This window comes from Mycolicibacter acidiphilus (assembly GCF_018455725.1).
Lineage (GTDB): Bacteria > Actinomycetota > Actinomycetes > Mycobacteriales > Mycobacteriaceae > Mycobacterium > Mycobacterium acidiphilum.
In genome coordinates, this window is record NZ_JAHCLR010000082.1 from 1 (window position 1) to 11,392 (window position 11,392).

Annotated in this window: 9 protein-coding genes; 6 read left to right on the forward strand and 3 right to left on the reverse strand. The window is 64.0% G+C overall.

Going from position 1 to position 11,392, the window contains the following annotated elements:
- The first annotated feature begins 162 nt into the window (after positions 1-162).
- From KIH27_RS21320 to KIH27_RS21340, 5 genes are all read left to right on the forward strand, one after another.
- Entirely contained in the window at positions 163-864 is a 702-nt protein-coding gene (locus tag KIH27_RS21320; protein WP_046284843.1) for a hypothetical protein, read from the forward strand.
- Between the two features lie 64 nt (positions 865-928).
- Positions 929-2,182 (forward strand): ImmA/IrrE family metallo-endopeptidase, encoded by a 1,254-nt coding sequence (locus KIH27_RS21325; protein ID WP_052741218.1) that lies wholly within the window; start codon positions 929-931, stop codon positions 2,180-2,182.
- 22 nt (positions 2,183-2,204) lie between these two features.
- Positions 2,205-3,410 (forward strand): tyrosine-type recombinase/integrase, encoded by a 1,206-nt coding sequence (locus KIH27_RS21330; protein WP_109401152.1) that lies wholly within the window; start codon positions 2,205-2,207, stop codon positions 3,408-3,410.
- Positions 3,394-5,622 (forward strand): tyrosine-type recombinase/integrase, encoded by a 2,229-nt coding sequence (locus KIH27_RS21335; RefSeq protein ID WP_046284844.1) that lies wholly within the window; start codon positions 3,394-3,396, stop codon positions 5,620-5,622. The genes KIH27_RS21330 and KIH27_RS21335 overlap by 17 nt, the downstream gene beginning before the upstream one ends.
- Positions 5,619-6,032 carry a hypothetical protein gene (locus KIH27_RS21340; protein ID WP_046284845.1) on the forward strand — a complete coding sequence of 138 codons (414 nt, stop codon included), beginning with the start codon at positions 5,619-5,621 and terminating at the stop codon, positions 6,030-6,032. The genes KIH27_RS21335 and KIH27_RS21340 overlap by 4 nt, the downstream gene beginning before the upstream one ends.
- A 112-nt stretch (positions 6,033-6,144) precedes the next feature.
- Here the strand turns inward: KIH27_RS21340 and KIH27_RS21345 are convergent, their stop codons facing one another.
- The 3 genes from KIH27_RS21345 to KIH27_RS21355 all read right to left on the reverse strand — a co-directional run bounded on the left by KIH27_RS21345 (position 6,145) and on the right by KIH27_RS21355 (position 10,314).
- Positions 6,145-9,261 (reverse strand): MMPL/RND family transporter, encoded by a 3,117-nt coding sequence (locus tag KIH27_RS21345; RefSeq protein WP_082108291.1) that lies wholly within the window; start codon positions 9,259-9,261, stop codon positions 6,145-6,147.
- Between the two features lie 69 nt (positions 9,262-9,330).
- The gene (locus KIH27_RS21350) at positions 9,331-9,765 is read right to left on the reverse strand and encodes a DUF6188 family protein (protein WP_046284846.1); all 435 of its coding nucleotides are present in this window, start codon (positions 9,763-9,765) and stop codon (positions 9,331-9,333) included.
- A 90-nt stretch (positions 9,766-9,855) separates the two neighbouring features.
- Positions 9,856-10,314 (reverse strand): PaaI family thioesterase, encoded by a 459-nt coding sequence (locus tag KIH27_RS21355; protein ID WP_046284847.1) that lies wholly within the window; start codon positions 10,312-10,314, stop codon positions 9,856-9,858.
- A 206-nt stretch (positions 10,315-10,520) separates the two neighbouring features.
- On the opposite strand from KIH27_RS21355, the gene KIH27_RS21360 reads away from it, so the two are divergent.
- Positions 10,521-11,210, forward strand: a complete 690-nt coding sequence (locus KIH27_RS21360; RefSeq protein ID WP_046284848.1) for a TetR/AcrR family transcriptional regulator — start codon at positions 10,521-10,523, stop codon at positions 11,208-11,210.
- Positions 11,211-11,392 lie beyond the last annotated feature (182 nt).

Consider the following 11,392-nt stretch of genomic DNA (forward strand, 5'->3'; position numbering starts at 1 on the left):
TTATCAGAGGTTTAACACGTTCTATTGGTCAATCAGCGTGTTTACCTGCACATTAATCATCGTATACATGTATCCTCTTAGGTATGGTTGGCCAAACATTTTCCAAGTTTGCACGGCGTGGCGCGCCGGCCGATGTGGGATACCGGGGTAAAAATTCACCCCATGGACCTACACGACAATCCACAACTGCTGGTGGAGAAGTTCGTCGAGCAGCATGCTCTCGTGTTGGGCGAAACGCATGGCGATCTGTGTGCGAGGTTGGCGGAGGTTCCGGACCGGTACGTCGATCAGGGGAACGATCCCCGAGGAATCACCGTGTCATGCACGCTGCTGGAGACGTTGCTGTTCTCGAGGTGGCGTCGCCAGACCGAGGACTCGACTTTGAAGGCGATCAAGGGCAACGGGTTTGGGATTGTTCTGGTCGACGGGAAGGGGTCTCGTATCGGGGTGCGCAAACATCCACGCAACTGGGACGGCAGCCTGCTCGAATCGGTGGAGTATGTGCCCGGCGAGCATCAGCTGAGTATCGAGGAGGAATTGGGGTACCCAATCGGCGGCGGGGATGGCATTCCGGAGCCTCCCGGGTATCGGCAATACGTACTGTGGTGGCCAGGCAATCTGGGCTTGGGTGGTGCGGTCTTGGCTGCGGGCATACTCACCGACAAGGTTCAGGTACTCTACGCCAGCACTCCGCTGCCGCCACCGATCATGGAGCAGCGTGCGAAAACGGCACCCACCATGGATCCGTTCACGCAGGCTACCGAGGTTGCAATGCCCGGAAAGCGGCGCCGGGACGAGGACTTCGCGGATGCCGACGGCGTCACCGAGGAGACACTGAACGAAGCGCCGCCGGAATCGTCGTAGCCCTCGTGCACACTGCTGGGTGCATGCGGGGCTCCCACTCGGGTGATGTTGAATCGAGCGCACGATGATCGAGGTTTTTGGTGCACGGGTCCGGCAGGCCCGGCTATTGCGGCGCATGACGGCAACTTCTGTGGTGGGCCTGGTTGGCTGGAGCAATGCCCGCCAGACGAAGATCGAGAAGTCTTCGACGATCATGTTGTCCGTTGATGAGGTTGCGGGGCTGTCGGAGTTGTTCCGCTTTCCTGCACGGTTTTTCAGCTCGGAACCGCAGTCTCGCGTATCGGCGGGTGAGTTGCTTTTCCGGGCGCCAAAGTCGATGACTGTTGGCGAGCAGGACTTCTTGGCGACGTTCGCTTCGCTCGCCGGCGATTTTCTCGGCGACCTGGATGAGCGGTCGAAATTGCCTCATGTGAAGGTCCCGTCGATCTGCGGCAAGGATCATCACCGGCCGAGCGCGGTCCAGGCCGCAGGGTGGCTGCGCGAGGCGATGGGGCTAGAACCTCATGAGCCACTGGATGATTTGATGTATGAAACTGAGCGATTGGGTGCACCGGTGATCGTCCGGCGGCGCACTCCGGGTGAGTGGGAGAGCGAGTTCGCGGCCACACCGGGGAGAGCGCGTGACGAGAAGCACTTGGGTTATTCGAGTTGGGTGGGACGACACCGGGATCGCCCGCTCGTAGTGTTGCGCGAATCCGAGTCGTGGGAACGGACCCGATTCACCGTTGCCCATGAGTTGGGGCATTTGGTGTTGCACAGCCGTGGGCACTGCTCGGTGAACTCGGGCGAGGAGTTGGAGGCCAACCGGTTCGCCACCGAGTTGTTGGCGCCCGTCGCCGCGCTGGCGCCGGAGTTGCCACAGGTGATGTCACTGTTGAACCTCAAACCGCTCAAGGACAAGTGGGGCTTGTCGTTGGGTTCGCTGATCATGCACATGCGTGACTCGGGATTGATCGACGCTGATCGCGCAAAAATGCTTACCACACAACTGTATTCACGGATCAATCCTGAGACTGGGCATACCTGGGGTATGACGGAACCCGGATGGAACGAACGTGACCCCGAGCGGCCCAGGCTGCTGCGCAAGTGGGTGGAACGCTGCTACGGGGATGCCTCGGTGCCGATGCTGGCCGCACGCGAGTCAATGATATTTCCATCGGATCTGCTCGAATGGTTCCTGGCTACGCAACGGCCTTCACCTGCATCTGACAGGCGCCCGATGGCTGCCGTCGGGATGCGCGGTGCTAGCGGATCAGCCCCGGAAGAGCGGCATCAAGTGGTCCGCCTCGACGATTTCCGTCGCGGTAAAACTCCATGAACGGCGCGAGAGGCTGCTGAACGTGGCGCGGGTGCAGCGGCTGTGTTTCCCGGACCGGCCTGATACCTACACGGTGGTCGGCGCCGATCGGCTACCCGTTGCACCTGCCCGAGAGTACTTGCGGTTCCTCGCAGATCAGGGCGCGTCTCCAAATACGGTGCGTGCCTACGCATACGGGCTATCGGCGTGGTGGACGGTGCTCGAACACACCGGCGCGGCCTGGGATGATTTTCCCACTAGCCTGTTTGGCGAGTTCCTGTGTTATCTGCGGACTGGGGATCTGCCGGGCATGGTCCGTATCGGTGAGCCCGGGCCTGGGATGGCCGAGTCGTCGTTGCAGCCGCGGGGGGCTGCGGTGTTGTCGATGTACCGGTACTTCGCCGACGCCCACGATTTGACCCGCCCGTACCGCCGCTTGTTTTCCTCCCACGCCCGATCCTCGCGGCGCCGCTATGCCCCCACCCTGGCTGGTGTCGGACCGCGACGTGATCAGGAGGTGCCTGTGCACCGCCGGCGTGCACCCAATCGCAGCGAGACGCCGGTGTTGTTGCCCGATCAAGTCAACGCCATCCTGGATGGCTGCAGTGTGCAGTCGCCGTCGGGTGAGTGGACCGGCAGCGAGGCGGGTTTGCGTGACCGGTTATTCTTCGCCGTCCTGGCCGAGACCGGAATGCGAATAGGTGAAGCATTATCTTTGCGCCACAATGATTTCCATATCACCGGGGGTGAGACTCCGTCGATTCTGGTGGCCGGCCGCGACGATCACCCCCATGGGGTACGAGCCAAGTCCGGTGCACGCCGGATCTACATCGGCGATGATCTGGTAGCCCTCTACAGCGAGTACGTGTGGCAGCTGATCGGGTGGGCCGCCGACGTCGCGGTTGCCGATCTGGCGTCGCACTTCGTGTTCGTCAATCTGGCACGCGGCCAGCGCTATGCACCGTTGCGCCCGGAAACCGTCTACGACAAGGTGGACACCCTCACGGCCGCCCATGCTGATGTGTTGCCGCAGGACTGGACTCCTCACTGGCTGCGCCACACCCACGCTACAGCTCTGCTGTTGTCTGGGGTGCCTGAACACGTGGTGATGCGCCGTCTCGGCCACGCCGATGTGCAGACCACGCTGTCGATCTACGGGTGGGTGACCGCCGACGCCGAGATGCGCACGGTCGCGCAGTGGAAGAGCTTCGTCGCCGGCTGGAAGGTGAGCCATGACTCAACCCCGTAACAGTCACGTCGATTCTGCAGGATCCGCGGCGGCCACCGTGTGGGATCGGCAATGGCAGCAGGTCCCTGAATCGTGGCGAACTTTGCACTACCGCATCGACGCTGCACCGTTCGACGCCGTGTTCGTGCGCAACCAGCGCTACCTGAACAATCCCGACGGCCACGACTTCACCCCCGCCGATGTCCCAGAACGCTTTCGCCAAGAAATGGCGTGGTGGGTGTGGTTGTGCGGCCACGAAGGAATCCGCAAGATCGAGCCGTTCCTGCTGAAGTGGACGGCCGTCGCCTTGACCGACGCCGCCGCCGAGCACCAGCAGCGGTATCACCGGCCTCCAGTGAGCATTGCAGACCTCGCGGCCGAGGATGTCGTACGTCACGCCGTGGTGCGCTTTGAGCGCCGCAACGCCCGCCTGCCCTCCGCGGGGGCTCGGCGCCAGGTCGTGGCCTTGATCGAGCACCTGCATCTTTACGTATCGGTGCGCTGCACCGATGCCCCGTGGTGGGCCCATGACATCTGGGATCTACGGGCTGATCCCCGCATACCACAGCGCGAACATGAACCCAGCCATGACCAAGTCGTCAAACTTGCCGCGATCCACCCGCCCTGGCTGCGTGAGGGCGTGCGGTTCTGGCTGCGCACCTCCATAACCGCGGAATTGCTGCGCTGGTCATCGGTAGCCGATCGTGCTCGCAACATGGCCAGGCACCTCGGCCCGTTCTTGGCCGCCCGCAACATCAGCACCCCACTGTTGGCCGATGACCGCGCCGCCCTGCGGTTGTTGTTCACCGAGTTCTCCAACTACCTGAAATCCCCATCCGCACAGTTCAAACCAGACCGGCCGTTGTCAGCATCCGCGGTGGACTCGACCCAGTCGCAGGCCCAGGTGTTCTACGCCTTCATGGTTGATCACGCCGAGGAAGCCGCTGCGGCGACCGGCGACCCCCGGTGGGCTCAGATCACCGACACCTACACGCGTCTGTGGGGCGCGGCGTTTCGAACGCGCCGCGCCAACCGGCAGCGGGAGCTGACGTGGTTCTCCACGTCGGAATTGCAGCAGATGCTGTGCTACCTCGATGTGCTGGCGGCCGATCGCGGTATGCCGGTGGCCATCACTCACCCTGATGCAACGATCTCGGTTGTCGCCGGCCTCGGAGACCCGCAAGCCGCGCGCGTCTGGCTGCTGCAGGCGCTGACCGGACGCCGAGCCTCGGAGATACTGATGCTCGACTTCGACCCTCTGACCGCTATTCCCGGCCCGGAACGCCCCACAGATTCCGATGACCCCAACGCATTCGTCGCCAAGTTGCGCTACCAGCAGACCAAGGTCGACGGGGTACTGCCGTCGATCCTGGTTGAGAAGGCGGTGGTCAACGTGATCACCGAACAGCAACAGTGGGTTCGCCGCCGCTACCCTGGGCTGAGCCCGAAGTACCTGTTCCTCGGACTGCGCCACCAGCATCAGGGCCACCGGGCCCGCACCTACCAGTCCTACGGTGTGGCACTGAACAAACTCGACAAGGTTCACGGCCTGGCCGACTCGGCCGGGCGTCCGCTGCGGTTCAGCCAGACCCATCGGCTGCGCCATACCCGGGCCACCGAGTTGCTAAACGACGGCGTTCCCATTCACGTGGTACAGCGATACCTTGGGCACGCATCCCCTGAGATGACCCTGCGCTACGCTGCGACGCTTGCTGCAACAGCTGAGTCAGAATTCCTGCGGCACAAGAAGGTCGGCGCACACGGCACCGATATCGCAATCAGTCCATCCGATATTTATGACATGACTCAACTGGCGGCCCGCACGGATCGGGTACTTCCCAACGGCGTGTGCCTGCTTCCTCCGCTGAAGAGCTGTGACAAAGGAAATGCTTGTCTGTCATGCGGGCATTTCGCCACCGACGCCACTCATCTCGACGAATTGATCGCGCAGCGCGCCAAGACCGTCAACTTGATCGAGGTCCGCCGCGAACAGTACCGGCGACGTAGCGGGCGGGAACTCACCGACGACAACGTGTGGATTCACGAACGGCGCCGGGAGATCGCCTCTCTGGACGCGATCATCGAGCGTCTGCACACCGACACCGAGGGCCTCGCGAACGGAGCCAGTGTGGGCGGTGCTGGTGCCTCAAACCGGTTGCCGCTGTTGAAGGTCAAGACCCGCGGCAGCCACGAATCTGTTCTACGCAAAGCCGACCCCAACGCACCCGGATGAGGCAACGCCCCCCTCCCCCTTCGGATAACGCCCGCCGCGCCCTGGCCGACTACCGTAAGAACATCTCCCAGACCAAGCGCCGGGATATCGAACGCGCCATCAAACACCTGCGCAAGACCAACGCCATCATCAACATATCCACCGTCGCTGCCCGCGCCGGCGTAGAACGCAAGACCGTCTACAAGCACCGCGACCTCGTCGCGATCATCGACGCCTACCGACGCCAGCCGCCTTCGCTCGACGCCGCGACGGGCCGCGAGAGCACCGTCGTAGCCGCCCTACGTGCCCAACTGGTCGCCAAGGACGGTGAGATCCGCGCACTGAGAACCAAGCTTGCCGAACAAGAATCGACAATCGCACTGCTCTACGGACAACTCGACGCCGGAAACGGTGCAGGGGGCGGCGGCTAATGGGTGCCATCGCAACAACGGCTTGGGGCACCGCCTGCACTTCACTCGCGATTCCAGCCATTGTGGCGCCGAAACCACGCACCCGTAGCCGTAATCCCCCAATCTGCGGCGGTTACAGGGTGCCTGTGTCGTAATACGGATCGCTCAGGCGGGCCTGACGGTGTGGAGGTGGGATAGAGCGCGGCGTGTTGGGCCACCAGCTGGCTTCGCGCAGGAGTGTGGCGATGGCGGGGACGGTGAGGGTGCGAACGAGGAATGTGTCGAGTAGGAGTCCGCAGCCGATGATGAGGCCGACTTGGATCATGATCGCGATGGAGCCGAACATCAGTCCGAACATGCTGGCGGCGAAGATGATTCCGGCCGAGGTGATGACCGAGCCGGTGCGGGCGACGGTGCGCAGTACCCCTACGCGAATGTTGTGTTTGGATTCCTCCCGCAGCCGTGAGACGAGCAGCATGTTGTAGTCGGCGCCGACGGCTACCAGGATGATGAAAGCCAGCAACGGGACGGGCCAGGCGATTTCGTAGCCGAGTCCCCATTGGAAGACCAGCACTCCGATGCCCAGTGAGGCCAGGTAGTTCAGCACGACCGTCCCCAGCAGGTATAGCGGGGCGAGCAGGGCGCGCAAGAGCAGGATGAGGATGAGTCCGACGATGACCAGGGTGCTGATGGCCAGTTGGGTGAAGTCAGCCGACAGGAGCCGTTGGATGTCGGAGTTGACGGCGGGGAACCCGGCAACGGCGATAGTGGCGTTGGCCAGGGTGGTGTTGGGGCGGGCGGTGTCGGCGGTCTCGACGATCTGGCGGGCGAGGGTGATCGCCTGCGCGCTGTAGGGGTCGTAGCTGGATTCGACGACAAAGCGGGCGGTTTTGCCATCGGGTGAGAGGAATTGTTTGGCAACGTCGGTGAATTGACGGTTATCGAAGGCACTGGCGGGCAGGTAGAAACCGCTCGCTGCGTCAGAGCCGGCGCTGGCGCGGGCCGAGTTCTGCAGTTGGGCGGCGACCTGGCCCATCCGAGCCAACATTTCGATGTTGCTGTCGGCCAGGGCGTGCACACCGGCGGCCAGCGCTTGCGCCCCGGAAGCGAGTTGGCCGACGCCCTCTTGGAGCCGGCCGATGTTGCCGGCCGGGTCCGCGGGATCACCCTGAGTTCCGAAGGCCTTGTCAAGTGCTGCGGCAGCGGCTTGTATGTCGGCAAGGGTGCCAGCAATGGTGGCGTCGGTGTCAGGGTTGTAGCGATCGCCGAGGGTGGCGACTTCGGTGAAGAATCCGTTATCGCGCAAACTCACCAGGATCCGGACCTGGTTACGGATTTGCGCGCATTGCGGCGTGGTGGCACACCACTCGGAAGTGTTCAGGCCATCGACGAGGGGGGCCAGCACGGCGAGGGCGGTTTCGGCTTGATCCGCCCGCGACCGCAGCCCGGGGCCGGATTGGATGGCTTGGTCGACGGTGGGTGCGGAGGCCGAAAGTTCTTGCAGCAACGGTCGAGATGACCACAGCAGGGTGTCACCGGATTGGGCTCGGGCCAGTACGCCCGACAGCGGGGTCAAGATCGCGTGCAGGGCGGCATCGAGCTGGGCCAGGCCGCCAGCGAGTTGATCGGCGCCGTCGGTGAGTTGAGTGAGGTCGCCTTTTCGTGCGTCGCCATCGGCGACGGCGTCGGCCATCTTGTCGCCGATCTGCCTGTTCTGCCAAGACAGTTGGGCTTGTTCGAGACGGGTGCCGGTGGGGCGGGTTATCCCGATGACTTTGGTGACCCCGGATACTTGGGCGACCCGGGAGGCCATCTCGTCGAGGTCGGCCAGACCTTTGCTGGTGCGCATGTCGTCGGGGTTCTCCACGACGAGAAATTCGGTGATGACGACGTCTTTGGGGAAGTGGCGATCCAGCAGTTGGTAACCCTGGTTGCTGGCGGTGGTGGCAGGCTGGCCTTTGCGGTCGTCGTAGCTGATCTTCATCGTGGTGGCGATGGCCGAGAGGGCCAGCAGGATCACCAGGCTCACGGCCAACAGTGGCACCGGCCGGCGGACCACCGCGACAGCGACACTGTTCCAGTAGCGGCGGGTTCGATCGGATTTCGGCTCGCCGATTCCACGGCGGGCGGCCAGCGCCAGCACCGGCGGCAACAGGGTCACGGTGGCCAGGAATCCGACCAGCACGGCGACCGCGCAGGCCGGGCCGAGCCCGGCGAAAACACTGAGGCGAGCGAAAACCATGGCAAAAAAGGCCAGCGCAACGGTGGCCGCCGAGGCCAGGATCACGCGCCCGATGCTGGCGGTGGCATGAATGACGGCCTGATCGGCGGGGACATGTGCGCGGCGCTGTTCGTGGTAGCGGCTGATCAAAAACACCGTGTAGTCGGTGCCCGCCCCGAGCAGGATCACGGTCATGAACGCCACGGTGAACTGCGAGACGGGCATGCCGCTCTCGCCGAGGACAGACAGCACACCACGGCCGACGGCCAGGCTGACCCCGATCACCAGCAGGGGCAGCAAGGCGGTGAACACCGACCGGTAGACAATCAGCAGGATCAGTGCGATCAGCGCGGCGGTGGCGATCGAGATCAGCAGCAGGTCGTGTTCGGCGGCAGCGATCTGGTCGTTGAAGGTGGCCGCCGGGCCCGTCACGTGCACGGTCGTCGGTGAACCGGCGAATAAACCGGCGGCGATGTCGCGCACGGCTTGGACGGATTCGGCGGCCTTGGGGTCACCCAGGGTGCCGGCCACACCCACCGGCAGATACCAGGCTTTGCCGTCATTGCTGGTCGCATGCGCCGCGGTGACCGGGTCGGCGAGCAGATCTTGAACCAGCAAGACGTGGTCGGTATCGGCGCGCAGCTGCACCACCAACTGCTCATAGCGGTTGCGCACCGGCGCGGTTAAGCCGTCGGGGTCTTCCATCGCCACGACCAGCATCGTTTTGGAGCCCTGTTCACCGAAGGCCGCGCTCATGCGGTCCACGGTTTGAAACGACGCGGCGTCGCGGGGGATCAGGTTCACCGATTGCTGCCGTACCACCGTTTCCAGCTGCGGGAACACCAGTGCAAGCAGCACGGCGACGGCGATCCAGCCGCCGATGACCAGTGCTTTATGACGCACCGTGAACCCGGCCAGTGTTGCTAACCGGCTGCTGTACTCACTGGATTGGCCCGGATCGGCCACCCCGTTGCGGGCCCGCACAGGCAGGGTTGCCGTGCCCGCACCGCCCGGGTTGTCCGCACTCACCGCGCCTGCGCCCACGAAAGACGCTGCCGCCGGTCACAATGACTCGGCTGCCGGCGATGACGAAGATCCTTAGTTGGGGGTCGTTGCACCGGCATTGTCGTCCTCGTCGTAGGGGATGTCATGGCGGACCACCTTGACCCTGCCGTGCGGCAGGCACGCCATGTAACCGTGGTGTTTGCCGTAGAGCTCCCAGGCGGTGGCGCGCTCGTTGGCGCTGACCTCGATGCGCAGGCCGTTGGAGAAGCTCAGGAGTAGCCGACCGGAATCGTCGTGGCATGCCTTCGTGCACACCGCACCCGCCAGATCCAGTAGCGGACGTTGGTGGGCGGCGACCTCGCGCGGGTCGATGAGCACTTCCTCGGCCGGAAACTCACCGCTAGCCGGCAGGGCAAGCCACAGCAGGCAACTGATGACTACCTCGTTGGCGTCATCAAAGCTCAACACCAGATCACCCTGCAACGACATCCGCTGCACGGTGCAACCTTCGATCCACGTGGTGTACATCGCGCACCTCCGTCGACGCCCAACCGGTCTGCACTGAAATGGTACGGCAAGTAGCGCTGCGCTACTAGTAATAGCGTTACGGGTTGCGGGTCAGGATTCCGGATCGCTCGGCGCCCCGTTGTCCCCGAGCCGCCGAAGAAGATGTTCGAACGCTGCTACGTCGCCATAGGCGGCGAAGTGATCGGCGGTGACCACGACGAACACCGCATTTGCGGTGAATCGGGTGGCCCCCTCGGGGTCGGTGCCGGTTGCGCCGATGTGCAGCACGCGGCCTTCCCGGGAGGCAATGTGCGCGGTGATGCGGTGGGATCGATGCAGCACGACCGGCTGGAGGTATTCGACGGTCAGGCTGCGTGTCACAGCGGGCGCGCCGGCAATCCACAGCGCGAACCCCAGCACGTCGTCGCAGGCGGCGGCGACCGCCCCGCCGTGCGCCAGACCGGGCGCGCCGACGTGGCGTTCGTCGAAAGTCACGTCCGCGTACACCGTGTCGCCGCTGCGGTAAACCACCAGCTGCAGACCGTGCGGATTCTGCGGTCCGCAACCCATACACGTCCGAGTATGTGCGGGCAGCAGCTCAGGCCGTGCCGCACCCGAGCGGCCGGACGCGACATCGTGATGCGGTGAGTGATCGGCCACCAACGACACCTTCGGTACACATAGTTTCGCTGCGCTACCGTTGGTACGGTACCCGTTACGGGCGGTGACGCGGGTAATTGGTCGGGAATCTGGAATGAGGCGAGGGGTGAGTGGGTGTGAGCAGCGAGCAGGTACCGCCGGTGCCCGATGACGACGATATTGACCCCCGCCGGACCCGGTCGCGCAACCGCTTGCTCGACGCCGCGACCGCGCTGCTCAGCAGCGGTGGCATCGAAGCCGTCACCATCGAGGCGGTCACCAAAGCTTCCAAGGTGGCCCGCACCACCCTCTACCGCCATTTCGGCAGCTCATCGCAGTTGCTCGCGGCCACCTTCGAGCGACTCTTACCTCAAGTAACCCCACCCGGGCCGGCCAGTGGGACATTGCGCGAACGACTCATCGAACTGCTCACCCGACAGTCTGCGCTGTTCGCCGACGCCCCAGCACACATCACCATGCTGGCCTGGCTCGCCCTGGGCCCGACCACAATCGATCACGCCAGCACCGAACATGCCCCGCAGGCGCTGCGAGCGCGGGTCATCAACCAATACCGGCAGCCCTTCGACGCCATCCTGCAAGACATTGAGGCCGCTGCTGAATTCGACGGCCTGGACCCGGATCTCGCACTGTGCCAACTCATCGGACCACTCGCGTTCGCACGAATGACCGGCCTGCGATCCATCACCGCACACGACTGCGCCCGCATCGTCGACGACTTCCTGGCCACTCACCGGACCCAGGAAGCCCAATCCGCAGTTCCACAGCCCGACGGTCAAAGGGGCACAGACGACAACCGCCCGGGGTGAGCCCTCTCCCGGGGCGCAATCAGTGCAACCGGGCAGGCGACAGGAGAAACGGGCCGGGATGGCAGCCGCGCAATCCCTAGGCGGGCACACCGTGCGATTCAATCGTTCCCGATTAGGCTGATCGGCACGGGACGCACCTAATCGGTAACAGTCATACACACATGCTCGCGACACCAGATAAC

Excerpts from the sequence above, each read along its gene's own strand:
- KIH27_RS21350 (WP_046284846.1), bottom strand. The coding sequence starts at position 9,765 with ATGTACACCACGTGGATCGAAGGTTGCACCGTGCAGCGGATGTCGTTG.
- KIH27_RS21320 (WP_046284843.1), top strand. The coding sequence starts at position 163 with ATGGACCTACACGACAATCCACAACTGCTGGTGGAGAAGTTCGTCGAG.
- KIH27_RS21340 (WP_046284845.1), top strand. The coding sequence starts at position 5,619 with ATGAGGCAACGCCCCCCTCCCCCTTCGGATAACGCCCGCCGCGCCCTG.
- KIH27_RS21325 (WP_052741218.1), top strand. The coding sequence starts at position 929 with ATGATCGAGGTTTTTGGTGCACGGGTCCGGCAGGCCCGGCTATTGCGG.
- KIH27_RS21355 (WP_046284847.1), bottom strand. The coding sequence starts at position 10,314 with ATGGGTTGCGGACCGCAGAATCCGCACGGTCTGCAGCTGGTGGTTTAC.
- KIH27_RS21335 (WP_046284844.1), top strand. The coding sequence starts at position 3,394 with ATGACTCAACCCCGTAACAGTCACGTCGATTCTGCAGGATCCGCGGCG.